26 protein-coding genes are annotated in these 24,231 nt (G+C 66.8%); 9 read left to right on the forward strand and 17 right to left on the reverse strand.

Translation table 11 applies throughout. From position 1 onward, the window contains the following. From paaD to paaA, 4 genes are read right to left on the reverse strand one after another with little or no spacing between them, the layout of a single operon-like run. Window positions 1–504, reverse strand: a complete 504-nt coding sequence (gene paaD, locus IWX78_RS08435; protein WP_196833075.1) for a 1,2-phenylacetyl-CoA epoxidase subunit PaaD — start codon at window positions 502–504, stop codon at window positions 1–3. Then, a complete protein-coding gene (paaC, locus tag IWX78_RS08440; protein ID WP_196833076.1) occupies window positions 498–1,316 on the reverse strand; it encodes a 1,2-phenylacetyl-CoA epoxidase subunit PaaC in 819 nt (272 codons plus the stop codon). The genes paaD and paaC overlap by 7 nt, the downstream gene beginning before the upstream one ends. Beyond that, window positions 1,313–1,621, reverse strand: coding sequence for a 1,2-phenylacetyl-CoA epoxidase subunit PaaB (gene paaB, locus IWX78_RS08445; protein ID WP_196833077.1), 309 nt, complete (start codon window positions 1,619–1,621; stop codon window positions 1,313–1,315). Before paaB ends, paaC begins: the two co-directional genes overlap by 4 nt. Continuing rightward, on the reverse strand, window positions 1,618–2,601 hold the full coding sequence (gene paaA, locus IWX78_RS08450) for a 1,2-phenylacetyl-CoA epoxidase subunit PaaA (RefSeq protein ID WP_442929230.1): 984 nt from the start codon (window positions 2,599–2,601) through the stop codon (window positions 1,618–1,620). Before paaA ends, paaB begins: the two co-directional genes overlap by 4 nt. 97 nt (window positions 2,602–2,698) lie before the next feature. Between paaA and IWX78_RS08455 the strand changes: the two genes are divergently transcribed. Beyond that, window positions 2,699–3,334, forward strand: coding sequence for a TetR/AcrR family transcriptional regulator (locus IWX78_RS08455; protein ID WP_196833079.1), 636 nt, complete (start codon window positions 2,699–2,701; stop codon window positions 3,332–3,334). Here the strand turns inward: IWX78_RS08455 and IWX78_RS08460 are convergent. The 4 genes from IWX78_RS08460 to IWX78_RS08475 form a co-directional block, all read right to left on the reverse strand. After that, the gene (locus IWX78_RS08460) at window positions 3,331–3,714 is read right to left on the reverse strand and encodes a DUF1801 domain-containing protein (protein ID WP_196833080.1); all 384 of its coding nucleotides are present in this window, start codon (window positions 3,712–3,714) and stop codon (window positions 3,331–3,333) included. The genes IWX78_RS08455 and IWX78_RS08460 overlap by 4 nt on opposite strands. A gap of 242 nt (window positions 3,715–3,956) precedes the next feature. Further along, window positions 3,957–6,014, reverse strand: coding sequence for a phenylacetic acid degradation bifunctional protein PaaZ (gene paaZ, locus IWX78_RS08465; protein ID WP_196833081.1), 2,058 nt, complete (start codon window positions 6,012–6,014; stop codon window positions 3,957–3,959). After that, a complete protein-coding gene (locus IWX78_RS08470) occupies window positions 6,011–6,898 on the reverse strand; it encodes a 3-hydroxyacyl-CoA dehydrogenase family protein (RefSeq protein ID WP_442929231.1) in 888 nt (295 codons plus the stop codon). The genes paaZ and IWX78_RS08470 overlap by 4 nt, the downstream gene beginning before the upstream one ends. A gap of 56 nt (window positions 6,899–6,954) precedes the next feature. Further along, window positions 6,955–7,695, reverse strand: a complete 741-nt coding sequence (locus tag IWX78_RS08475) for an enoyl-CoA hydratase/isomerase family protein (RefSeq protein WP_334684639.1) — start codon at window positions 7,693–7,695, stop codon at window positions 6,955–6,957. Window positions 7,696–7,886: 191 nt separating this feature from the next. On the opposite strand from IWX78_RS08475, the gene IWX78_RS08480 reads away from it, so the two are divergent. Then, complete coding sequence (locus IWX78_RS08480; RefSeq protein ID WP_196833084.1) at window positions 7,887–8,306, forward strand: hypothetical protein; 420 nt, start codon at window positions 7,887–7,889, stop codon at window positions 8,304–8,306. A 10-nt stretch (window positions 8,307–8,316) separates the two neighbouring features. Here IWX78_RS08480 and IWX78_RS08485 read toward each other — a convergent pair whose 3' ends face one another. The 3 genes from IWX78_RS08485 to IWX78_RS08495 all read right to left on the reverse strand — a co-directional run bounded on the left by IWX78_RS08485 (window position 8,317) and on the right by IWX78_RS08495 (window position 12,322). After that, the gene (locus IWX78_RS08485; RefSeq protein WP_196833085.1) at window positions 8,317–9,921 is read right to left on the reverse strand and encodes a glycosyltransferase family 39 protein; all 1,605 of its coding nucleotides are present in this window, start codon (window positions 9,919–9,921) and stop codon (window positions 8,317–8,319) included. 141 nt (window positions 9,922–10,062) lie between these two features. Beyond that, entirely contained in the window at window positions 10,063–10,770 is a 708-nt protein-coding gene (locus IWX78_RS08490; RefSeq protein ID WP_334684640.1) for a hypothetical protein, read from the reverse strand. A 109-nt stretch (window positions 10,771–10,879) separates the two neighbouring features. Then, window positions 10,880–12,322: a glycosyltransferase family 87 protein gene (locus IWX78_RS08495; protein ID WP_442929226.1), complete on the reverse strand. Its 1,443-nt coding sequence runs from the start codon at window positions 12,320–12,322 to the stop codon at window positions 10,880–10,882. Window positions 12,323–12,414: 92 nt separating this feature from the next. Here IWX78_RS08495 and IWX78_RS08500 point away from each other — a divergent pair, with 92 nt between their 5' ends. Together IWX78_RS08500 and IWX78_RS08505 are read left to right on the forward strand one after the other, a co-directional pair. Next, window positions 12,415–13,713 (forward strand): molybdopterin-dependent oxidoreductase, encoded by a 1,299-nt coding sequence (locus tag IWX78_RS08500; RefSeq protein WP_196833087.1) that lies wholly within the window; start codon window positions 12,415–12,417, stop codon window positions 13,711–13,713. Next, entirely contained in the window at window positions 13,710–14,189 is a 480-nt protein-coding gene (locus IWX78_RS08505; RefSeq protein WP_196833088.1) for a hypothetical protein, read from the forward strand. Before IWX78_RS08500 ends, IWX78_RS08505 begins: the two co-directional genes overlap by 4 nt. Here IWX78_RS08505 and IWX78_RS08510 read toward each other — a convergent pair. The 5 genes from IWX78_RS08510 to IWX78_RS08530 form a co-directional block, all read right to left on the reverse strand. After that, window positions 14,132–14,839, reverse strand: a complete 708-nt coding sequence (locus IWX78_RS08510) for a methyltransferase domain-containing protein (protein WP_196833089.1) — start codon at window positions 14,837–14,839, stop codon at window positions 14,132–14,134. The genes IWX78_RS08505 and IWX78_RS08510 overlap by 58 nt on opposite strands. After that, window positions 14,836–15,498 (reverse strand): TIGR04282 family arsenosugar biosynthesis glycosyltransferase, encoded by a 663-nt coding sequence (locus IWX78_RS08515; protein ID WP_196833090.1) that lies wholly within the window; start codon window positions 15,496–15,498, stop codon window positions 14,836–14,838. Before IWX78_RS08515 ends, IWX78_RS08510 begins: the two co-directional genes overlap by 4 nt. Then, window positions 15,495–16,178 carry a glycosyltransferase family 2 protein gene (locus IWX78_RS08520; protein WP_196833091.1) on the reverse strand — a complete coding sequence of 228 codons (684 nt, stop codon included), beginning with the start codon at window positions 16,176–16,178 and terminating at the stop codon, window positions 15,495–15,497. The genes IWX78_RS08515 and IWX78_RS08520 overlap by 4 nt, the downstream gene beginning before the upstream one ends. 63 nt (window positions 16,179–16,241) lie before the next feature. Next, entirely contained in the window at window positions 16,242–17,306 is a 1,065-nt protein-coding gene (locus tag IWX78_RS08525) for an NAD-dependent epimerase/dehydratase family protein (protein WP_196833092.1), read from the reverse strand. Further along, the gene (locus IWX78_RS08530) at window positions 17,303–18,118 is read right to left on the reverse strand and encodes an MTAP family purine nucleoside phosphorylase (RefSeq protein WP_196833093.1); all 816 of its coding nucleotides are present in this window, start codon (window positions 18,116–18,118) and stop codon (window positions 17,303–17,305) included. Before IWX78_RS08530 ends, IWX78_RS08525 begins: the two co-directional genes overlap by 4 nt. A 76-nt stretch (window positions 18,119–18,194) precedes the next feature. Between IWX78_RS08530 and IWX78_RS08535 the strand changes: the two genes are divergently transcribed. The 3 genes from IWX78_RS08535 to IWX78_RS08545 are packed head-to-tail and all read left to right on the forward strand — an operon-like array spanning window position 18,195 to window position 20,390. Next, on the forward strand, window positions 18,195–19,445 hold the full coding sequence (locus IWX78_RS08535; RefSeq protein WP_196833094.1) for a molybdopterin molybdotransferase MoeA: 1,251 nt from the start codon (window positions 18,195–18,197) through the stop codon (window positions 19,443–19,445). Continuing rightward, the gene (moaC, locus tag IWX78_RS08540) at window positions 19,438–19,914 is read left to right on the forward strand and encodes a cyclic pyranopterin monophosphate synthase MoaC (RefSeq protein ID WP_196833095.1); all 477 of its coding nucleotides are present in this window, start codon (window positions 19,438–19,440) and stop codon (window positions 19,912–19,914) included. Before IWX78_RS08535 ends, moaC begins: the two co-directional genes overlap by 8 nt. Beyond that, on the forward strand, window positions 19,911–20,390 hold the full coding sequence (locus tag IWX78_RS08545; protein WP_334684641.1) for a molybdenum cofactor synthesis domain-containing protein: 480 nt from the start codon (window positions 19,911–19,913) through the stop codon (window positions 20,388–20,390). The genes moaC and IWX78_RS08545 overlap by 4 nt, the downstream gene beginning before the upstream one ends. 5 nt (window positions 20,391–20,395) lie before the next feature. Here IWX78_RS08545 and IWX78_RS08550 read toward each other — a convergent pair whose 3' ends face one another. After that, entirely contained in the window at window positions 20,396–21,733 is a 1,338-nt protein-coding gene (locus tag IWX78_RS08550; RefSeq protein ID WP_196833096.1) for an aminotransferase-like domain-containing protein, read from the reverse strand. A gap of 186 nt (window positions 21,734–21,919) precedes the next feature. On the opposite strand from IWX78_RS08550, the gene IWX78_RS08555 reads away from it, so the two are divergent. Next, window positions 21,920–22,768 (forward strand): nitrilase-related carbon-nitrogen hydrolase, encoded by an 849-nt coding sequence (locus tag IWX78_RS08555; protein ID WP_196833097.1) that lies wholly within the window; start codon window positions 21,920–21,922, stop codon window positions 22,766–22,768. A 23-nt stretch (window positions 22,769–22,791) separates the two neighbouring features. Then, window positions 22,792–24,225, forward strand: a complete 1,434-nt coding sequence (hydA, locus tag IWX78_RS08560; RefSeq protein ID WP_196833098.1) for a dihydropyrimidinase — start codon at window positions 22,792–22,794, stop codon at window positions 24,223–24,225. Window positions 24,226–24,231: the final 6 nt, after the last annotated feature.

Below are 24,231 nucleotides of genomic sequence, written 5' to 3' on the forward strand. Positions count from 1 at the left end.
TCAGAGGACCTTGAAGTAGTCGAAGGGCTCGAGGCAGTCGGCGCACTCGTAGAGTGCCTTGCACGAGGTCGACCCGAACCGGGCCAGCTCCCGGGTTCTCAGCGACCCGCAGCGCGGGCACTTCACCGACAGGTGCAGCCGGACCGGCCCGGCATCACGCAGGGGGGCTCGGCCGTTCGGTGCTGCGATCCCGTACCGGCGGAGCTTGTCCTTGCCGGCATCCGTCATCCAGTCGGTGGTCCATGCGGGTGAGAGTGCGAGGGTCACCGTCACCCGGTCCCATCCCGAAGCGGTCAGCGCGAGGACCACGTCATCGCGCATGGCGTCGATCGCCGGGCAGCCGGAGTAGGTCGGGGTCAGCACGACCTCGACGTTCCTTCCGTCCACCAGGACCTCGCGCAACACACCGAGGTCCTCGATGCTCAACACGGGGATTTCGGGGTCGACGACCGCGGCCGCGATGGCCCAGGCGGCGGCTCGGGTGGGTGTCGCCGTGGTCACCATGATGCTCCCGGATGCCGACGGGCCAGCACCTGCATCTCGGTGAGCAGGTAGCCGAGATACTCGCTGTGGTGTCCGCGTCGCCCGCCGCCCGCCGCCGGTTGGGGGATGGGGACATCGAGTTCGGCCTCGCTGAACAGGGCCCCGATCGCAGAGTCGAACGCGGGCCGGAGCGTCGAGGGCCGCACGGCGACGGCGCCGAGTTCTGCGAGGAGCGGCTCATCACGGAACAGTTCGTCGACATACGGCCAGAGGTCGGCGAGCGCGACGAGCAGCCGGCGTCGGGACTCGTCGGTGCCGAGGGCGAGGCGCAGGATCCACTGGGCGGCGTGGTCGCGGTGGTAGTCCACTTCTTTGACGGCCTTGCCTGCGATCGCCGACAGGGTGGCATCCGTCGAATCGGCCAGTGCCGAATACAGCTCGAACAGGTAGACGCTGACGACGGCCTGGCGAACGAGAGTGTGAGCGAAGTCGCCGTTCGGCTGCTCGACGAGGTGGGCGGAGCGGAACTCCGACTCGTCGCGGAAATAGGCGAGATCGTCCTCGGTGCGCCCCGTCGCGGTGCCCGCGTAGTGGAGGAGTGACCGGGCGTGGCCGAGCAGGTCCAGCGCGATGTTACCGAGTGCCACATCCTCTTCGAGTTCGGGCGCGCGGGAAATCCACCAGCCGAGTTGCTGGGCGAGGATGAGCGAATCGTCGCCGAGCCACAACGCGTACTCGGCGACGGCGGGCGACGCTGTCGAGGAGCGGTCGACGAGTTCCTCACTCAGTGTCGCCGTCGTCACGTCGACGTGGCCGTGCTGGTTCTCCGTCACAGGTGTTTCACGCCCTCGGATTTCGTGTAGTACGAAGCGTGGCGGTAGTTCTTGCCCGCCGGCGACTCGAAGAATGCCCCCTTGGCATCCGGGTCGCTCGTGGCGATGTCGCTGGAGCGCACTACCCAGATGGAGACGCCCTCTCCGCGTCGCGTGTACAGGTCGCGGGCGTTGCGCACGGCGAGGATGTCGTCCGGTGCGTGCAGGGAGCCGACGTGCACATGGGAGAGTCCCCGGCTCGGGCGCACGAACACCTCCCACAGCGGCCAGGTGTCTGTGGTGTCGCGCTCGCCCGGGGTGGTCATGACGCCTGCTCCAGGGACGCCGATGCCTGCTTCCCGGCGTATGCTGCTGCGGCTTCGCGCACCCAGCGTCCGTCGTCGTGTGCCTGGCGGCGGCGCTGCATCCGCTGGGTGTTGCAGGGGCCGCGGCCGGCAAGGACCTCGGAGAACTCGTGCCAGTCGATCTCGCCGATGTCGTAGTGACCGCGGTCGGCGTTCCACACCAGGGCCGGGTCCGGCAGGGTGAGCCCGAGTACCTCGGCCTGCGGCACGATCATGTCGACGAACCGCTGCCGCAGGTCGTCGTTGGAGAACCGCTTGATCTTCCACGCCATCGACTGCGCCGAATTGGGGGATTCGTCGTCTGGCGGCCCGAACATCATGAGACTGGGCCAGTACCAGCGATTGACGGCATCCTGTGCCATCTCGTGTTGGGCCGGTGTTCCGTTGGCGAGTTCGAGGAGGATCTCGAAACCCTGGCGCTGGTGGAAGGACTCTTCCTTGCAGATGCGCACCATCGCGCGGCCGTACGGGCCGTATGACGCGCGGCACAACGGGACCTGGTTGCAGATGGCTGCACCGTCGACGAGCCAGCCGATCGCGCCCATGTCTGCCCAGGTCAGTGCGGGGTAGTTGAAGATCGAGGAGTACCGGGCGGTGCCGGCGATCAGCTGTTCCGCCATCTCGTCGCGGCTGATGCCGAGGGTCTGCGCGGCGGAGTAGAGGTAGAGGCCGTGGCCGGCCTCATCCTGCACCTTCGCCATGAGAATCGCCTTGCGTTTGAGGCTCGGGGCGCGGGTGATCCAGTTCGCCTCGGGCTGCATGCCGATGATCTCGGAGTGCGCGTGCTGCGAGATCTGACGAATAAGCGTGCGGCGGTAGGCGGGAGGCATCCAGTCGCGGGGTTCGATCCGGGCGTCGTGCTCGATGAGGTCGGTGAAGTACCGCTCGGCAGCCGCGTTCCCGGTTCCGGGGTCGGATGTCGTTTGTTCCGGCTGGTTCATCATCGAACCTCTCATTTACTGACCGATCGTTTAGTAAGTATAGACTGGGTCTGCCGCGCGGGCAATGCGGGCGGCAGAGTCGCCAGACGGGATGCACATGCCTTCACGAGAACCCGCCGAGCAGAACGGTGAGCCCCGGCGAGGACGGCCGGGCTACGACCAGCGCCAGGTGCTCGACATCGCGGTTGACGCATTCATCGAGCACGGGTACGACGCGACGAGCATGGGCGTGCTGGCCGAGCGGCTCGGGCTGAGCAAATCGGCGATCTATCACCACTTTCCGTCGAAGGGCGATCTGCTGCGGCTGGCGCTCGACGAGGCGCTGGCTGCGCTCGAGGCTGTCCTCGTGACGCCGGATGCCGTCGCGGGTCCGGCGGCGGACCGACTCGCTGTCGTACTGCGGGGCGCCGTCGTCGTGCTCGTCGACAAGCTGCCGTACGTCACGTTGCTGCTGCGCGTGCACGGCAACACCGACGTCGAGCGTGACGCGCTGGCCCGGCGGAGGGCGTTCGACCGCACGGTTGCCGCGCTCGTGGCAGAGGCCTGCGACGAGGGCTCGCTGCGGAGCGACATCGACCCGCGGATCGTCACCCGGTTGCTGTTCGGCATGATCAACTCGATCGTCGAGTGGTACCGGCCGGGCGGGCCGGAGTCGACGCAGAAACTCGCCGATGATGTGCTCGCCGTCGCCCTGGACGGGCTGCGGGTGTCGCGCGCTGGATCTGCTGTCTAGGCCTGCGTCTGGGCGATCCACTGCCGGAGCACTGACCGGAGCGCATCGTCGCGCGCGCCGACCTCATCGGCCGAGCCGAAGGTGACCACGGCGCGGTCGGTGCCCTTCCAGTCGAGGGACAATCCGGCATCCTCGATCTCGACGACGAGCGGGACCGCCCGCTTGACCGCACCGGTGTGCAGCACCAGTCTGAGCGCGCCGGAGGGAGCGAATCCGGTCGTGGCGAAGTGGTCGGAGATGGCGAAGCTCGGCGCGTTCCACTTGATGCTCTCGACGATGCGCGGGTCGACGGCCCTGATCAGGTCGCACAACTCGGCGAGGGCACCGACCAGGGGCTGATCGCTCGACGAGAGGTAGGCATCCGTGTCCTGGCGACTCACTCTGCGTCCATTCCTCGTGCTGCCATGCTCAGACGGTAGCTGTCCGGCCCAGCCCGTGTCCACGACAGAGGCCTGCAGCCAGAACTGATCCTGCTCCATATTCAGGAGAAAGTCGCGACATGCTCTGGCGAGAGCGCTCCCATGCGGCGTGTCGCCAGGATCTCCTGAACTTGAAGCAACCTCCTGAATGTGCAGCTACCTGCCTGACGGCGGAGCGAACTCCTGAATCTGCGACAGGGCGTCTAGTGCTTGGCCACGAGGGTGAGCACGTCGTAGCTCGCCACGAGTTCGTCGCGCTGGTTCGAGATGACGGCATCCCAGCGCACCTCGCCGTACTCATCGGTTTCGCGCGGCGTGATCTGCTTTGCCGTCAGCGCCACCCGGATGCTGTCACCCGGCGACACCGGCGTGACGAATCGCAGGTTCTCGAGTCCGGAGTTCGCCAGCACCGGGCCAGGGTCCGGATCGACGAACAGTCCGGCCGCCCACGACACGAGCAGGTAGCCGTGCGCGACCCGGCCGGGGAAGAACGGGTTGGCTGCTGCCGCCGTTTCGTCCGTATGCGCATAGAACCTGTCGCCGGTGAACTCGGCGAAGTGGCCGATGTCGTCGAGGGTGACCTCCCGTTCGGCTGACAGAACCTGGTCGCCGATCCGCAGATCGGCGAGGCTCTTCCGGAACGGATGCCCGCCTGTCGCGTTCGCGGTCGCCCCCTGATGCCAGATGCCGGTGATGGCGGTGAGCATCTGGGGTGAGCCCTGAATGGCCGTCCGCTGCATGTGGTGCAGCACCGCCCGGATCCCCCCGAGTTCCTCACCGCCGCCCGCCCGACCGGGTCCACCGTGCACGAGGTGCGGAACCGGGGAGCCGTGCCCGGTCGACGAACGAGCGTCGTCGCGGTCGAGCAGCAGCACCCGCCCGTTGAAGGCGGCAATGCCGGTCATCACCTCGACGGCTACCGCAGCGTCGTGGGTGGCCAGGCTCGTGACCAGAGAGCCGCCGCCTCGCGCGACGAGGTCGACCGCGTCCTGCACGTCGCCATAGCCGATCACGCTCGACACCGGACCGAACGCCTCGATCGTGTGCACGGCATCCGTCGTCGCGTCGTCGAAGCAGAGCAGCATCGGTTCAACGAATGCTCCGTCTGCTGAGGTACCGGTCGTGCCGTCGGCGCGGCGAACGGCCGGGGCAGCCGTCGAGCCGATCACGATCCGACCGCCGGCGTCGACGAGCTTGCCGACCTGTCGAATCACCTCGTCCCGCTGGGCGAGCGAGGCCAGCGGCCCCATGGTGACGCCGTCGGCGCGGGGGTCTCCGAGCACGACCCGGTCGGTGATGCGAGCGCGCACGGCGTCGACCAGCGGCTCGACGAGGGCGTGTGGAACGAGGGCGCGACGGATGCCCGTGCACTTCTGCCCGCTCTTGCTCGTGATCTCGGCCACGAGCTGCGTCACGAACGCGTCGAATTCGGGGCTGCCCGCGTCGGCATCCGGACCGAGGATCGACGCGTTGATGGAGTCCGTCTCCGAGGTGAAGCGGACCCCGCCGGTCTGAACCGAGGCGTGCGAGCGCAGCTGGTCGGCAGTCGACGCCGAGCCCGTGAACGCGACGAGGTCGCCGAGCCGAAGCGAGTCGAAGAGCCCGGGCACGCCTCCTGAGACGAGCGAGAGTGACCCGGCTGGCAGGAGCCCGGACTCGACGAGGATCCGCACGAACGCTTCCGTCAGATACCCGGTCGGAGTGGCCGGCTTGATCACCGTCGGCAGCCCGGCGAGGAACGCCGGCGCGAATTTTTCGAGCGACCCCCAGACCGGGAAGTTGAAGGCATTGATCTGCACGGCGACGCCCGGGAGCCGGGTGTAGATATGCCGGCCGAGGAATGAGCCGTCCTTCGAGAGCATTTCCACCGGGCCGTCCGGGTAGACGACCGCGTTCGGCAGCTCGCGGCGCCCCTTCGACGAATACGTGAACAGCACCCCGATCCCACCGTCGATATCGACCCACGAGTCGGCCTTGGTCGCCCCGGTGCGGACGGAGCTCTCGTACAGTTCGGCCTTGCGCTCGGTGAGCACCTGGGCCATCCGCTTGAGCAGCACAGCACGCTGGTGAAACGTCAGCGCACCGAGGGATGCCTGCCCGACGGTACGCGCGAAATCCAGGGCTCCAGGCAGGTCGAGTCCCTCCGTGCTGACCCTGGCCACCTCCCCGCCGGTGGAGGCGTCGCGGATGACCGTGGCCTCCGTTTCGGATGCCGGCGTCCACCAGGAGCCGCGGACGTAGCTGGGCAGGATGTCGGTCATGGCTGGTTCCCGTCGCGAGTTGCTGGGTTTGAGGGGGTTGGTGGCTGCGCGGACCCCGTAAGGTCAGCAACTCGCGAGGGATCCCAGTCGAAGAAGCCCCGGCCGGTCTTGCGGCCGAGCTCTCCGCGCGCGACCTTGTCCCGGAGCAGCTGCGGGGGAGCGAAACGCTCGCCGAGGCGGGTGTGCAGATACTCGGCGATACCGAGGCGTACATCGAGACCGACCTGGTCGGTGAGCCTGAGAGGACCGACCGGGAATCGGTAGCCGAGCACCATGGCAGCGTCGATGTCAGCGGCTGATGCGACACCGTCCTCGAGCATGCGGATCGCCTCGAGCGCGACAGTGACGCCGAGCCGTGAGGACGCGAAGCCGGGAGCATCCGTCACCGTGATCGGTGTCTTGCCGAGAGCGCCGACCCAGCCGAGTGCCAGCGCCGCCAGCTCCGGCGTCGTCGAACCCCCGAGGACCACCTCGACCAGGGTCGATGCAGGCACCGGGTTGAAGAAGTGGAGACCGAGGAAGAACTCCGGGCGGGCGAGGTGCGCGGCAAGCTCGTCGATCGAGATGGCTGACGTCGTCGAGGCCAGCGCCGCGTCGACATCGAGAACCGCCTCGACCGACCGCAGGGCCTCCATCTTGAGATCCGGGTTCTCCGGAACCGCTTCGACGACCAGCCCGCAGCCACGGAAGGCGGCCATCTCCGTGCCGACCGTGAGGCCGCTCATGAGGTCGGCCTCGGTCACGGTTGTCGAGCCGCGCTCGACACTCCTCGTGACGGACGCACGGATCCGGTTCGTCGCGGCAGCAGCCTGCTCGCCGTCACGCTCCACAACGACCACCGCTGACCCGGCCACAAGAAACGCGTGCGCGATCCCCGCGCCCATCCGCCCGCCGCCGAGCACCCCAACGGTTTGAGGCACCGTCACAGGCAGCGCAGTGGTCACGACTGCTTCCGATCCAGGAAGGCGGTCATCAGGGCCACCTTCGACGGAGAGTCGAAGAGGACCGCCTGCTCCTCGAGATCGATGCGCGGATGCTCGCTTCGCCCGGCGGCGAAGACACGTTTCGTCGCGCGCAGTGCGGCCGGGTCGCCGCGGAGGATCCGGTCAGCGAGAGCGCGGGCTGCACCCGGGAGCTCGGAAGGCGGATGGATCTCGGTGACGAGGCGGGCGGCAAGCGCTTCATCGGCGGTGAGTACGCGCCCCGCCAGGAGGATCTCCTTGGCCAGCGGTTCACCCACGAGTTCGCGGAGCCGCCAGTTCGCCCCGGCGGCGGCGATAATCCCGAGTGACACTTCGGGGTTGCCGATGCGCAGGGCGGGGGAGGCGATGCGGAAGTCGGCGGCGTAGGCGAGTTCTGCTCCTCCGCCGAGTGCGGGGCCGTCGAGTACGGCGATCACGGGCATCGGAAGCTCGGCGATCCGAACGAACAGCCGCGTGTTGATGCCGGCGAGGGCGTCGGCGGCCCGCCGGTCGCGGAGCTCGGCGATATCGGCACCTGATGCGAATGTTCCTCCTGCGCCGCCGAGGATGAGGATCCGCGGATCGCGCTCTAGCTCCGAGCAGACCTCGTGGAGCTCGTCGACCATTGTCTGGTTGATCGCATTCCGGACCTCGGGTCGGTTGAGGATGACCTCGACCGTGGTCTCACCGCGGACGACCTGCAGGGTGGTTTGGGCCAACGTGCCAACTCCATCGTCGGGAACGTGCGACGGTCGACTCGAATTACCGACCGTTCGGACAGTAAGTCTGTCACCCGGCCGGCGCCGTCGCAAGCGGTCGCGCACCGCTCGTGCCACTGGCGCCGGGGCAACGGGGCGCTGGCGCAACGGGGCGCTGGCGTGCTGCCGGACCCCCGGCATACACTGGCGCCATGACTGGACCGGTTCGACCGGGGATCCTGCTCGCTGGGGCCCTTGTTCTCGCCTGTGTGATGTCCGGATGCGCGCCGTCGGCGACCACTCCTGTCGAGAACTACCCGGGCACTCCGAACGATGCGGGCGAGGTCGAACTCGACGACGGCGGGTTCGGCGGTGCCTGGCTCGACGACGGAGCGTCCTTCGGGGTCACCGTCTCCGGGTCATCGACCTGTCCGCCGATCGGGTCGGGCTATGCGGTGACCGGCGGGAACGCGATCACGGTCACCCTGGAAACGATCCCGGCCGACAAAGCCTGCACGGCGGACTTCGGCCCGCACACCACGGTGTTCAGGGCGGCCAGTGAACTCGAGTCCGACCAGGACCTCACCGTCACCGTGAACACGGAAACCTTCACGATCCCCGCGTTACCCTGACCGTGCTCGCTCAGCCGCCCGTCGACCCGTTTCCCGGTTCGTAGCGGAGCACGTTGACGTCGCCGATCGTCCACGACCCGGTGACGGTCCAGCCGATCGTCGCGAGCGTCTCGGTGGTGCCCGGGCGCCAGTCCCGTTTGACACTCGTGACGAGGTAGGCCACCTCGGCGTCGTCGAGGCGACCGAGCGATTCGGCGAGCGGGTTCCTGGTCTCCCAGAGCCCGTCTGTCTCTGCGGCCGGGGTGTCGAGAGTGACGTCGATTGTTCCTCTGAAGGCATCCGGGTACGAATACGCGATCACGCGTGAGGTCGCCGAGACGTGGTAGCGGATCCGACCGTAGATGATCGCCGTCTTTTCGCTCGCAGCGGGCTCGGCTGCGATCAGATCGGCCACCTCGTTCCAGGTCGCGCCCTGCTTGGCGTCCGGCTCCCGCTGCTCGACGAATGAGGGCACGGCGAGCGCGACGAGAACCGCCATCGCGATGAGAATCAGAATCCTGTTTTTCAGCGCGGCGATCGCGGCAGCCATGGTGATCGCGGCGAACGGCAGGCACATGGTGAGGTACCGAGGACTGTAGAGCGGCGTGTACACCTCGGTCGCGACGAGCAGGGCGACGGTCGGGAGCACCAGGGCCGGCAACACCACCTGGCCGACGGAGAATCCACGCCGACCGAAAATCAGGACAGCTGCCCCGACGATCATCAGGGTGCAGCCGACGATGGCGAACGGGGTGTCGAAGAAGAACCACTGGGTGCGGAACACCTGGCGGGGAGTGTCCTCGCTGAGCGGCTGGATCCATGACACCTGCTTCGACTGGCCGACGATCGCCAGGCCGAACGGGAGAAGGGCGACCGCTGCGGCGGCGGTGACCACGAACCACCGCCAGAGAACGGATGCCGGCTGGTGGTGGGGCTGCGTTGCGGCATCCGTTTCGGCGTCTGTGCCGGCGTGAGCAGCGGTCGCCTGGCCCGGGCGGTGTCGGGAGGAGAGCCACCACCACAGCATGGTCAGGCCGTGGGCCGCGACGACGAGCGCGAGGTAGCTGAACACGAGGCACGCGACGACGGCGACGACTCCGTAGAGCGCCCACCACCGCCAGGTCGGGGATCGCCTCGCCAGGACGAGCACGAGGGTGAGCAGGGCGGCCAGGGCCGCACTGAGCGCGTACGAGCGCGCCTCGGTACCCATCCAGGTGGCCCGGGGCATCAGGCAGAAGATCATCCCGGCGAGGAAGGCCAGTCCGGGCCCACCAGCGTGCCTGGCCAGAAGCACCGTCAGCGCCGCACCGGCCCCGACGGCGATAGCGCTGGGGATTCGAATGATCGTCGCCGAGTAGCCGAAAACGTCGACGACGGCGTGGATGAACAGGTAATACGCACCGTGCACGGCATCGACGGTGCCGAGCATCTGCCAGAGCTGACCCCAACTCCGGGTCGTCGCTGTGACCGTCGCGGCTTCGTCGTACCAGATCGACGGCTGGCTGATGTTGATCAGCGAGATCAGGAGCCCGATCGCGCCGGCGAGGAGGGGCTGGGTCGCCGGATGCTGCCACACGCGCCGTGATCTCGTCATCTCGCCGCCGCCGGTAACGGCGATGCCGAGTGAGATGCCCATGTATCGAGGTTAAGCGACGGGCACGGGGTGTGCTGACGTGGTCGGGGAGGCGCCAGCGGCATTGCGGTCTTCTTCCGGTCGCGTTCGGGCAAAAAAATCGGCCTGTTGCGACGAACGCAACAGGCCGATTCTTTGGGGTACTTACGCGGCAGGCATGGCCGTGATCTTGGCGATACCGACGACGAGCTCGTCAGTGACGGCGTCCGTTCCGAAGGTGTCGTTCAGCAGGCCGGCTGCGTCGGGGCTGATGAGAACGGTGGTTCCTTCGAGAACCGCGTTGCCGTCAGCGTCTTCCGCCAGCGGGTTGAGGGTGGTGCCGTCGAGGGTGAAGATGAAGATGTCCTGGCCGACCTCTTCGCCGTTCGCGGTGACGGTTCCGAACAGCTGCGAGGTTCCCGGGTCGATGCGGAAGTCGGTCAGTTCGACAACGGTCTCGCCGGCGGTGAGGGAGATTCCCGAACCATCGTGCTCGACGGAGCCCTGAACGTATGGGCGGTAGTCCTCTTCGGGGTCGTAGTAGTCGACGTTGCCGCCGGTGATCGGGAAGGCGAGAACGCCGTCCGTCAGAGTCGCGGTTCCGAGGACGCCCGGGGTGAGGCCGAGGCCGGTGATGGCGTCGAGGAAGCCCTGGTCGAGTGTCACCTGGGTGTCGACACCGGCAAGCTCGGGGATCGAGGCGAGCGGCTCGGGCATCTCGGTGGTGGTGTCTTCCGTCTCGGAAGAAGTGTCGGGCTCGTCTGCCGGCGCCTCGGTGCTCGAGCAGGCTGCGAGGCCTCCGATGAGGACTACTGCTGCTGCGATTCCGATGGTGGACTTGTAAAACTTACGCATGATGTTCTTACCCTTCACTGCTGTTGGTTACCCATGGTCGAGAAGGGATTCGCCACCAGCCATGAAACGGTTTGGATCAGTTTGTTTCCGTTACCTGTTCGTTACCTCGCGCACAGCCCGCACACAGCTAGGGTTCTCTGGGCACCGGGATCGTGCGGTCCGGATTCGCCGTCCTGAACGGATGCCGTAGCCACCGCGCGAGGCGCGGGAGCGCTCCAGGACCGGCGCGCTGGATCGACACGGCGACGATGAAGACGATGGCGACCGCGGCCGACAGCCTGGCGACGTCGACCGACGGGTTGAGCAGCCGCTCTGTCAGAGCGAGCGGAACGGCCAGCCACTCCCAGCGCCCCGTCATCGCGATGAACGGCACGAGCAGCAGCGCGTACCAGGGGTATCGGGGCGTGACGACGAGCAGGGTGACGCCGATCATCACGAGTTGTCCGAGCCAGGGATCCGCCGGGTCGGTCTTCCACCAGACCAGCGCTGCGGTGAGCGCGAGCAAAATGACCGCAACGACGAGGGCCGCCCCGCCTGGCGCGAACGGGGAGAGCAGGATGAACCGTGAACCGCTCGAGTAGCCCTCTTCGGTGAGGTACCCGGGCAGGTAACCGAGCACGCCGATCCCGCTGATCAGGATGTATGGAACGTAGAGGACGAGGAAGGTCGCGATGGCGGCGAGGACGATCTTCCACGGCTGTCGCCGCAGCAGGGCGGGCGCGGCGATGACCGGAATGAGTTTCACCGCGATTGCGGCCCCGATGGCGATGCCCCCGCTCCACCGGCGCCCGCGGGAGACCAGCAGACTGGCCACGAGGATGAGGAGCGCGCCGAGCAGGTCGACGTGCGAATTCGTGATTCCTTCTGTTGCAACGAGGGGGCACCATCCCCAGAGAGCGGCCCAGCGCGGGTCGAGCCCCCGGGAGTGCAGCGCGCGCAGGAGAATCACGGTGATGCCGAGGCTCATCACGAGTCCGGCCAACTGGAGCGGCCAGTACTCCGGTGAGGAGCCGGTGAGAAAGCGGACCCCGGCGAAGAAGAGTTCGGATGTCGGCGGATAGATGGTCGGCACGGTGGCGCGATTGATGGCGGTGCAGAGCACGTCGCCTGTGCCGACCTCCGTGCTCGTGAGAATCCGTTCGCCCTCGCACACCGCTTCGCCGCCGGCGTCGACCGTCGGAGCCGGGAAGAGCCAGTCCGGCCGGAGGTCCTCGAGCACCGGATCGGCAGGAACATAGTCGTACGGTGAGACCCCGGCGTTCTGCACGATCCCGTCCCAGGCATACCGTGCCGAGTCAGTGCTGGTGTTCGGAGGGCCGGCCAGGGCCGCGGCGCCCACCGCAACCGAACCGATCAGCACGAGCACGGTTGCCGCCCTCACGGGGACACGGCGGAGTGCGACGACGGCGAGAGCGAAGAGTGCCCACAGTGCTCCGGTCGCGAGGAGCATCCGGGCCAGGCTCTCGCCTTCCTTGTCCTGGTAGTACGGAAAAACCGCCACCGTCACCGCCGTCGCGACCGCGAGAGCAGCGAGAAGGACGGCAGTGAGGAAAATACGCACGAGACCCATCCTGTCTGATTCGCCGACGGTTACGAATAACGAAGGTGAAACACGAAGAGGCACGGTCAGCGCCAGGCAGGGTGGCGTGGTGGAATGAGTCCATGCAACGGATGCTGCACGACCTGCGACACGCGTTGCGTTCCCCATCACGCAATCCACGGATGGCAACGGTGCTCGGCCGGTTGCTCGGGATCGCTTTCCTGGCCTGTTTCGTCACAGGAATTCTCAGCCACTACCTGCAGGAACCTCTGCAGTGGATGGTGTTCGCGACGAGGCCCGTGTGGCTGTACCAGATCAGCCAGGCTATCCACATCACGGCAGGGATCCTGTGCTTTCCGCTCATCCTCGGCAAGTTGCACGTGATCTACCCGTCGCTGTTCCAGACCCCGCCGGTGCGGTCGATCGGACATTTCCTCGAACGAGGGTCGATCGCGTTGCTCGTCGCCGCGTCGCTCGTGCAGATCACCATCGGCCTGCTCAACACGTACCAGCTGTATTTTCTGTTCCCGTTTCCGTTCAGGCAGACGCACTGGGCGCTGTCGTTCGTGGTCATGGCGGCTCTCGCCATCCACATCGGAGTCAAACTCCCGATCATCGCGCGGTACTGGCGCAAAAAAGACAGCTATGACGACGACGGCACGGTGATCCCCCTCGACGACGCGACCGACCGGTCACAGAACCCTGAGCGCCCCGAGGGCGCGACCATCCCCGACCTGCGCGAACCGGAGACGACCGGAGTGACCGGTCGCCTGTTCCGTTGGATCGACCGGGCGCCCCTCGCGGATGTGTCCGCAGGCCAGGCCAGAACGAGTCGGCGCGGATTCCTCGCCACGATCGGGGTCGCGGCCACCGCGCTCTTCGTGACAACGGGCGGGCAGTCCTTCCGGGCCCTCGACGCCACGAACCTGTTCGGGCCGCGCAAGCAGGGCGTCGGCCCCAACGCGCTCCCCGTCAATAGAACAGCCCAGGCAGCCGGGGTCGAGGAGTCAGCGATGGCGCCGGACTGGACCCTCACCGTGTCGAACGGTGAGACCTCACGTGTCTTCACCCGCGCAGAGCTCGAGGCGCTGCCGCAATTCGAGGTCGATCTTCCGATCGCCTGCGTCGAAGGCTGGAGCCAGGTCGCATCCTGGAAGGGGCCACGGATGAAGGACCTGGCAGACGCCGTCGGTGCACCTGTGTCGGCAGCGTTCCGGGCCACGAGCCTCGAGCAGAAGGGCAACTACGCGGTAATGGAGATGGGACCGGAATACGTGCGGGATGAACTCACCCTCGTCGCGCTCGAGCTCAACGGTGCGCCGCTCGACATCCAGCACGGGTACCCGGCGCGCATGATCGCGCCGGCCCGCCCCGGCGTTCTGCAGACCAAATGGCTCAGCACTCTCGAGGTGATCGCATGACCATGGATTCCCCCCGCATGATCCGCGCATGGCAGGTCGCCTTCATCGCCCTGGGCGTGCTCCTTCTGGGGCTCGGAGGACTCGTCCTCCTCGACGTCGTGAAACCGGAGAGATACCCAGGCATCCTGCTCTGGCTCGGTGGCGCGATTATCCTCCATGACCTGATCATCGCCCCTCTCGTCTTCGGGGTGGGGCTGCTGATGCGACGCGCGTCGAAACGCATCCCGCTCGGCGTCCTGATGATCGTCCAGGGTGCCATCCTCGTCGGCGCTGTCACCTCGCTCATCGTCCTGCCGCAGGTTCTCGGCAAGGAACGCGTCAGCGCGAGGAACGAGACGGTGCTGCCCCTCGACTACGCCGGCAATCTCGTGCTCTTCTACGTCGTGCTCGCCGCTCTCACCGCACTGGCGATCGTGGTCTACCTCAGGGTTTTGGCGAAGCGGCAGAACACGCGGCCGTCGCGTTCCCAGACCTGACACACACTCAGTCCGGCGTCGGTGGCGTGATCGATCAGACGGTTGAGCCCGATCTCCGCCCACGGGAACGAGGCGCTCCTGCCGCCGTCGGTGTCGAGAAGGCGGGCAGAGTAGACCCGGTCCATCTCGGGGTCTGAGTGCACCTCGACGACGAGGACGCCGTCGTCTGCCAAGAGTTCACGACAGCGGCGAAGCATGGCAGACACGTCACCCCCGATCCCGATGTTGCCGTCGGCGAGGAGGGCGCCCCGCCAGAGTCCCTCTGAGGGCAGCGGATCGAAGACAGAGCCGTGGATGACGTTGAGACCGGCACGGTTCGCCATGGCGACGGCCGTCTCGGAGACGTCGATACCCATGGCGTCGACACCCCTGTCCATGGCGGCCCGGACCATCCGGCCGGGGCCACAGCCGATGTCGAGCCAGGGACCCGACATGGTCTCCAGCACACTGAGATCAGTGGCATCCGCTTCGGCATTCCACCGTGAGATCTCGACGGCTTCCGCCCCGATGAGTTCGCCCCTGTCGGTCTCCCGCAGCAGAAGCACGTCGTCGTTGTTCTGCAGGAGTGCCCTGGCGTATGGTTCTGACCCGCCCGCACCGAACGAGCGCTCGCGCTCGCCGTCGGGCTGTCGCACCTGCGAGATGCTCATCGGGTGACCACGCCGCTGGAGTCGGTGGTTCCGTCGGCCGTCCCATGCGTCATTCGGGCGAGAGCGCCGGCGAACCGGCCCGACGGGGCGATCCTGGCAACGGACACGGCGTTGTCGAATGTGTCGACGTCTTCGAGGGCGTCGAGGGAACGCACAGACAATCCCGCGTCGCGCAGTCGTTCCAGCTGGATCCGGCCAGTGTCCGCACGGGACATGGGAACGCCACGCACGAGGTCGCCGGTCGGTTCGGCGAGGGCCAGGGCCCAGAAGCCACCGTCCGTCGCCGGGCCGAACCAGGCATCGACGTCTGCGGGCCACTCGTCGAACACCGGGGCGAGAAGTTCCGCGGTCACCTGGGGGGTGTCCATGCCGATGAGGATCGTCGGCCCGTCCAGCTCATCGAACATCGCACCGAGCCTCATGTCGAGATCTCCTTCTACCTGGTCCATTACTTCATACAGTTCGGAGCCCGGAGGAAGTCGGTTGCCATCGAAGAGAAGAATTCTTCGGGTGGCTGGGAGCTGCGCGACGGCAGAGAGAGTATCGGCGAGCGAAGCCGCGGCGAGTTCCGCTGCCTGTTCGAGACTCAGCGGAGGGTGCAGGCGGGTCTTCACCTTGCCTGGCAGGGTCTCTTTGGCGATGACCACGAGCGTTGTCACGACGTTCTCCTCGCGCGGTTCCTGGCGATAAGCAGTCCGGACATGTCGTGGATCGCCGTGAGCGTGCCGCGAATCGTACCGGTCACCTTCGACCGGCCGACACGTGGCGCATACGGCGTCTCGACTTCGCGGATGCGCCATCCGTCGTCGTGGGCCCTGAGCAGCATCTCGAGGGGATACCCGCTCCGGCGATCCTGCAGGTCGAGCGCGAGGAGAGCGTCGCGGTCGGCGGCTCGCATCGGGCCGAGGTCGCGCAGCTCGAGCCCCGTAGCCCGGCGCATCAAAAAGGCGAGCGACCGGTTGGCGATGCGCACGTGCAGTGGCCATGCCGCGGTGTTCGTCGGGCGTCTGCGGCCGAGGACGAGGTCGAGCTCGCCGGCGACAACAGGGTCGACCACGAGCGGAAGATCCCGGGGGTCCATCGAGGCATCCGCATCGCAGAATGCGACGATCGGTGCGGTCGCCGCCTGCAGTCCGGCGTTCGCGGCAGACCCGAAACCGCGTCGGCCTTCGTGCACGACGGTTGCGCCGTGTGCAAGGGCCACCTCGACGGAGCGATCAGTCGATCCGTTGTCGACGACGATCGCTCGATACCCGTCGGGAAGGCGCGTGAGAACGAACGGCAGAGCCTTCTCCTCGTTGAGGCATGGCATCACGACATCAACGCGGGGAATGGTCACTGTAGAACCCTAAGCGGAAAAATCTGGTCAGGATCCCGACTCCGTCGACCTGCCTTCAGCGTGTTATCCTGCGCTGTCGACGACTGCGGCGCGCAGGGTCGCTGTCGCGAATTCGCGCATGCCGTCGTCGAAGCTGACAGCAGGGCTCCAGCCGAGTTCGGTCCTGAGCCGTTCGGATGATGCGGTGATGTGACGCACATCGCCGAGCCGGTACTCGCCGGTCACGATCGGGTCCGGCCCGCCGAAATGACGGCTGACGCTCTCGGCGAGCTCGCCGATGGTGTGGACGTCGCCGCTGCCGACGTTGAAAGCGCGGGTCGTTCCCTCGCCTTGCGCCTGGGTCCAGTCGAGAGCAGCGATGTTGGCTGAGGCCACATCCCTGACGTGGACGAAGTCACGGCGTTGTCCGCCGTCCTCGAAAACCCGCGGCGCCTCGCCCCGCTGCAGCGCGGATCGAAACAGTGATGCCACCCCCGCGTATGGCGTGTTCTGCGGCATCCCGGGGCCGTAGACGTTGTGATACCTCAGCGAGGCGACGACGGCGCCGGTGCTCCTGGCCCAGGACGACGCCAGGTACTCCTGGCTCAGCTTGGTCGTTGCATAGACATTGCGGGGGTCGAGGGGTGCGTCCTCGCCGATCAGTTCGGGGGCGAGCGGCTCACCGTCGTCGGTGAGGGGATCGAACCGCCCCGCGTCGAGATCGGCGACGCGCCGCGGCGCCGGACGGGCAAGGCCGGCAGGACCGCGGTACAGGCCCTCGCCGTAGACGACCATCGAACTGGCCTGAACGAGCCGTGTGATGCCTGCGTCCGCCATCGCGGCGAGCAGTACCGCCGTTCCGAGCTCGTTCGAGCTCACGTAGTCGGGGGCGTCGCTGAAGTCGACACCGAGCCCCACCTTCGCTGCCTGGTGACAGACCGCGTCGACTCCGTCGAGTGCCCGGGCGACGGCATCCGGCTCGCGCACGTCACCGCGAACGACGTCGACGCGGACGTCGAGCGTCTGGCCTCCGCCGTGTACGTCCGACCGCATCGAGTCGAGCACGCGAACGTCCCAGCCGCGCTCGAGCGCAGCGTCGACGATGGCGCCGCCGATGAAGCCTGCGCCGCCGGTCACAAGTATTTTCATCGGATCACTCCGCGCGCGAGGACCGCGTCGACCTCTGCTGAGTCGATGAGATCGCGGGCTGCATAATCCTCGGGAAGCGCGCGGATGATGGCTTCGATCGCACCGATGATCCGCGGCTGGGCTTCGGCGAGGCGGCGGAACACCAGCCCGGCGCTCACCTCTTCTTCGTCTGACCCGGGGTCGCCGTCTGTGATGTACGACAGGTTCACTGTGCCGATGTTGAGCTCGGCAGCGAGGGGGACTTCGGGGTAGAGCGTCATGTTGACCGTATCGGCACCGATGCTGCGGAACCAGGCGACCTCGGCGTTGGTAGAGAACCTGGGCCCCTGGATGACCACGACGGTCCCGGTCTTCGTCACGGATTCCCCGATGCCGTCGAGCGCCCTGGCGGCGATCGTGTGCAGAGTCGGGCAGAACGGTTCGCTGCTTGCGAGGTGTTGAACCGAGCCCTCGTCGAAGAAGGTGTCAGCGCGGCCGTTCGTCCGATCGATGTACTGGTCGGTGAGCACCAGCGACCCCGGCGGGTAGTTCGGGTTCACAGCTCCAACCGCCGCACTCGACAGGATGGCTTTCACACCGAGCGACGCGAGCGCCCAGATGTTCGCCCGGTAGTTGATGAGGTGAGGAGCGGTCGCATGGTCGACGCCGTGCCGGGTGAGGAAGGCGGTCCTCCGCCCCCCGATGTCACCGAGCGTGACCTCAGCGGTACCGTACGGAGTCGCAATGCTTCGGCGCTCGGACTCGTCGGCGTCGAAGAGATTGTAGAGTCCCGAGCCGCCTATCACGGCGACGGATGCTGTGGCTTCGGTCATGTGTTCAGTCTTACAGGCCCCGGCGGGCCTCCGGACCGAACTCGCAGTTCGACGCTCCACAGGGGATGATGGGCAGATGCGAACGGTCGAAGAGCACCAGGACGCCGTCCGCGCGCTCCTCGCACCGTTGGCCGCCCGCCAGCCCGAGACGGTGAGTTTCCTGTCACCGGCGGATCTCATGCCGCTCGGAGCGGATCGCGTCCTCGCCCACGACCTCGTCTCACTCGTCGATCTGCCGCCGTTCGACAATTCGCAGATGGACGGATACGCCGTGCGATCGGTTGACCTTGTCGCCGGGGAGCCGCTCCGTGTCGCTCGACGCATCGTCGCCGGCCACGCAGCACCGCCGCTCGAACCCGGCAGCGCTGCTCCGATCATGACGGGCGCGCTGATGCCGCCAGGGGCCGACGCGGTCATCCCGATCGAGCAGGCGACCCCGGATTTCTTTCCGCCGGACGCTGGCGGCCAGGTCGTGTCGTTCTCCGACCCGGTGGCCGCCGGCACGTTCGTGCGCTCCATGGGCAGCGACCTCAGGGCGGGCGAGCTCCTGCTTCCGGCCGGCTCTGGTCTGGGCCCGGCGCAGTGGGGGGTGATCGCGGCATCCGGAGCATCGGAGATCCCGCTCGTCTCGCGTATCCGGGTCGTCGTGATCTCGACAGGTGACGAGCTCCGTTCACCGGGGGTTCCCCTCGAAGCCGGGCAGATCCATGACTCCAACGGCGCGTCGATGGCGGCAGCAATTGTCGATGCGGGTGCCACCTGCCTGGCCGCGTTCACGGCGCCGGACGATGCCGGCGTCCTCCGAGACCTGCTCACCCGCCACATCGGGGACGCCGACCTCATCCTCACCACCGGGGGAGTGAGCAAGGGCACGCGCGAGGTGGTGCGTGATGTGTTCGAGCAGAGTGTCGATTTCGTCAGCGTGGCGATGCAGCCGGGAGGCCCGCAGGGGCTCGGGACGGTTTCGATGACCGATGCCGCCGGTATCCCGGTAGCGAGACCCGTCGTCGCTTTCCCCGGGAACCCGGTGAGCGCGCTCGTGTCTTTCGAGGTGTTCCTGCGCCCCGTCCTGCGCGAACTGCACGGGCTTCCGGCCGACCGGCAGCACCTGCGCCTCCCGCTGGCGGCGACGGTCGATTCCCCTGGAGGCAAACACCAGGTGCGCCGCGGAGCGCTCGACGCCGACGGACGCGTGGTTCTCATCGGCGGTTCGAGTTCGCACCTGCTGCACGGCTATGCCTCGAGCACGCTGCTCGTCCACCTGCCGGTCGGAGTCTCGCGCTTCGACGCCGGCGACCTCGTCGACGTCTGGAGAATTCATGACTGACCCCGAACTCACCCACCTGCGCTCCGATGGCACAGCCCACATGGTCGATGTCGGCGACAAAGCGGTGACGAAGCGGCTCGCCGTCGCCCAGGCCGTGGTCGAAACGCGCACCGAGGTCGTCGCGGCCGTGCTGGCCGGCGACCTGCCGAAGGGTGAGGCGATCGGCACGGCACGTATTGCCGGCATCATGGCCGCCAAGCAGACGTCGTCGCTCATCCCGCTGTGCCACCCGTTGCCGCTGACGTCGATCACCGTCGACATCTCCTGCGTGGACGACCGGCTCACCGTTGTCGCATCGGTCGCCACCACCGCGCGGACCGGGGTGGAGATGGAAGCGTTGACGGCGGCATCCGTTGCGGCGCTCACCCTCTACGACATGATCAAGGCCGTCGACAAGACCGCGATGATCACCGACATCCGCGTGCTCGAGAAACAGGGCGGAGCCTCAGGCGACTGGAGTCGACCGTGACCCGCCGCGCTGTCGTTCTCGTGTCGTCGACACGGGCAGCGGCCGGGGTCTCGCCAGATACGACAGGCCCGGTCATTGTCGACTGGCTGCGCGCGCACGGGTTCGACACGGACGACGCCACCGTGGTCGCAGACGGCCCGGCCGTCGCGGCGGCGCTGGGTGCTGCGGTCGAATCAGGTGCCGACCTGATCATCTCGACGGGCGGCACCGGAATCGGTCACGGCGACGGGACCGCGGACGCGACGGCGAAGATTCTCAGGATCAGCCTGCCCGGGTTCCACGAAGAACTCCGGAGGCGCGGTTCGGCGAGCACCCCGTTCGCTCTGATGAGCCGCGGGGTGGCCGGTGTCGCCGGCAACTCGTTCATCGTGAACCTCCCCGGCTCGTCCGGCGGGGTGCGAGACGGTCTCCAGCTGCTCGGCGAGGTGATCGAGCATGTGCTCGACCAGCTCGCCGGTGGCAACCACGACGGCTGAAGCGTTCACTTCGGGCGTGCGGCAACCGCGGCGAGCGCCTCGGCCACTTCCGCGGCGTTCTCGCGCAGCATCCCGACGGTGACCCGCACGAACTGGCGGTCGTCCGACGCGGCGAGGTACGGTGTCCCTCCCGTCACCCGGATGCCGGATGCCGCCAGCTGCACGAGGGCCTGGCGTTCCTCTGCGACTTCGATCCAGGTGTTGAGCCCGTCCGTCTGCGGTACGGCGAACCCGGTGGCGAGCCGGGCGTCGGCAAACAGTCGCTGCCGCGAGTGGTAGATACTGCGAGCGGCCGCAACGGTGCTCACCGCCGCTGACGTCGTCAGGAGTTCGAACAGGATCGTCTGGACCATCCGACTCGTCCAGCCGGGGCCGAGCATTCGCCTGGCAACGACCTGGTTGATGAGCGACTCCGGGCCGCCGAGCGCAGCGATCCGCAGGTCGGGTCCGTGCGACTTCGAGTAGCTGCGGATGTGCAGCACCCGTTCGGGCAGCCAGCGGCCCAGGCTGACGTCGGCGGATGCGCTGATCCCGGCAGAATGGTCGTCTTCGATCACGATCATGGCGGATGCCTGCCTGCTGGCCGCGATCACCCCAGCGATCTCCTCGGCCCGCTCGAGGGTCATCGACACCCCGGTCGGATTCTGGGCCCGCGGCTGCAGGAGCAGCGCGGCCGGCCCGAGCGCGAGAGCACGGCGAAGTGCTTCGGGATCGAGTCCGGCGGCGTCGACCGGGACGGGCACACGAACGGCTCCGAGCTGGTCGAGCAGGTCGAAGAACGGCGGGAAGGACGGATCCTCGACGATGACCCGGTCGCCGAACCTGATCACCTGCTCGAGTGATCGGGAGAGGCCGTCGAGCGCCCCGTCGACCACGGTGATCTCTTCGACGTCGTACGGCCAGGTCGATCTCAGGTGTGCAAGAAGTTCGGGGATGACCGGGACCTCCTGGTAGCTGAACGTCTCGGCGTGCTCGGACACCCGGGTCAGGGCGAGGGCGAGGTCGGGCAGGAGGAGCGGATCCGGTGTGCCCCTGGAGAGGTCGATCCGGGACTCGCCGAGGTGACCGGCCATGCGTTGCACCCGCGGGGTGAGCCAGGGCATCGGGGCTGAGCGCACGAAGCTGCCGCTCCGGCCCCGCGACACGATGAGGCCGACACTGCCCATCGCCTGCCAGGCCTGGCTCACCGTCGCCGGGCTGACTCCGAGCTCCGCACCGAGCTCGCGTACCGTCGGCAGGCGGTCGCCCGGAGCGAGGACTCCGGCGGTGATGAGGCGTGAGATCGCCGCAGCGATGCCGCGAGGGGAACGGTCGTCGATGAGTTCGCCGTATGCCGGTCGCATGGTCGGCCTTCCCGAAATTCAGATTGGGTATTTACGAATGCGTCACAGAGGGAAACAATGGAGAAATGTTCAACTCGAATAATAACAAATGAGCGGGAACAGCAGAACAGCTCCAGGCCTGACATCCGATCCCGGATGTCTCGACCGAAAAGCGCCCACCGCTCAATGACGATACGGAGGCTAGATATGACGGTAGTCCGCGCCGCAATCACCCAGACCACCTGGACCGGCGACAAAGAATCCATGATCGCGAAACACGAGCAGTTCGCCCGTGATGCAGCCGCAGACGGGGCGCAGGTCATCTGCTTCCAGGAACTCTTCTACGGTCCATACTTCGGTATCACCGAAGACAAGAAGTACTACGCGTACGCCGAGCCAGCTGACGGCCCGATCGTGCAGCGGTTCGCACGGCTGGCGAAGGAACTCGACCTCGTGATGGTTCTCCCCATCTACGAGGAAGACATGCCTGGTGTGTACTACAACACCGCCGTCGTCGTCGACGCGGACGGGACGATCCTCGGCAAGTACCGCAAGCACCACATCCCGCACCTCGACCGGTTCTGGGAGAAGTTCTACTTCCGTCCTGGCAACCTCGGTTACCCCGTCTTCCAGACCGCTGTCGGACCGATCGGCGTCTACATCTGCTACGACCGTCACTTCCCTGAAGGATGGCGTGAGCTCGGACTCAACGGCGCACAGATCGTCTTCAACCCGAACGCCACGAAACCCGGCCTCTCGAACCGTCTCTGGGAGATCGAGCAGCCGGCGGCAGCAGGCGCGAACGGGTATTTCGTCGCCGCAGCGAACCGTGTCGGCCGTGAAGACAACGAATACGGCGAACTCGCCGTCACGTTCTACGGCAACAGCCAGTTCGTCGACCCGCAGGGCAACGTGATCGGCGGCTACGGCAGTGGTGAGCACGAAGAGATCGTTATCCGTGACCTCGACATGGACATGATTCGTCAGGTACGCGATGACTGGCAGTTCTACCGCGACCGTCGCCCGGACTCCTACACCTCGATCCCGAAGCCCTGAGCGCGACGACCACAGGAGGAACGATGAAGACCCTCATCAAGAACGGCACCGTGGTGAACTCCACCGGCTCAGCCCCCGCCGACGTGCTCATCGACGGCGAAACCATCGCCGCCGTGCTCGCACCCGGTTCGACCCTGCTCGGCTTCGACGTCGAGAGAAACGTCGACACCGTCATCGACGCCGCGGGGAAGTATGTCATCCCAGGGGGGATCGACGCGCACACCCACATGCAGATGCCCTTCGGCGGTACCGAAGCCAGCGACACCTTCGAGACCGGGACGCGTGCCGCGGCACACGGCGGCACGACGAGCATCGTCGACTTCGTCGTGCAGTACGCAGGTGAGCACGTGCTCGACCAGTTCGCGCTCTGGCACGAGAAGGCACGTGGGAACTGTGCCATCGACTACGGATTCCATCAGATCCTCAGCGACGTGCAGGACTCGTCGCTCACGGCGATGGACGAACTCGTGAAAGAGGGTGTCTCCAGCTTCAAACTCTTCATGGCGTACAAAGGGGTCTTCCTCTCCGATGACGGCCAGATCGTCAAGGCCATGCAGCGGGCGAGTGACAACGGGTCGATGATCATGATGCATGCCGAGAACGGCAGTGTCATCGACCTGCTCGTGCAACAGTCCCTCGCAGCAGGGAACACCTCGCCGTACTACCACGGCATCACACGGCCGTGGCAGGCCGAGGAGGAAGCCACCCACCGCGCGATCATGCTCGCGAACCTCACGGGCGCGCCGCTGTATGTCGTACACGTCAGTGCCAAACAGGCGGTGGAACAGATCGCCGCTGCCCGCGACAACGGGCAGAACGTATTCGGTGAGACCTGCCCGCAGTACCTCTACCTCTCACTCGAGGACCAGCTGGGTGCCTCGAGCGACGAGTGGGGCGACTTCGAGGGAGCGAAGTGGGTGTGCTCGACACCGTTGCGGTCGAAGGCGGAGGGTCACCAGCACCACATGTGGCAGAGCCTGAGGACGAACGATATCCAGATGGTCTCCACCGACCACTGCCCGTTCTGCATGAAGGGGCAGAAAGACATGGGTCTGGGCAACTTCTCGAAGATCCCCAACGGTATCGGCAGTGTCGAGCACCGCATGGACCTGCTCTACCAGGGTGTCGTCGACGGCAAGATCTCGCTCGAACGCTGGGTCGAGGTCACGTCCACCACCCCGGCCCGCATGTTCGGCATGTACGGCAAAAAGGGTGTGCTCCAGCCCGGCGCAGACGGCGACGTGGTGATCTACGACCCGAACGGTCACACCTCGATCGGAGTAGGCAAGACGCACCACATGAACATGGACTACTCCGCCTGGGAGGGGTACGAGATCGACGGTCACGTCGACACCGTTCTCTCGCGCGGCAGGATCATCGTCGACGACAACCAGTACCGGGGAACCAAGGGTGACGGAAAATACGTCCACCGCGGCCTCAGCCAGTACCTGATCTAAGGGCAC

It is taken from the genome of Mycetocola sp. CAN_C7 (genome assembly GCF_015752285.1).
In the GTDB taxonomy this organism is placed as follows: Bacteria; Actinomycetota; Actinomycetes; order Actinomycetales; family Microbacteriaceae; genus Mycetocola_A.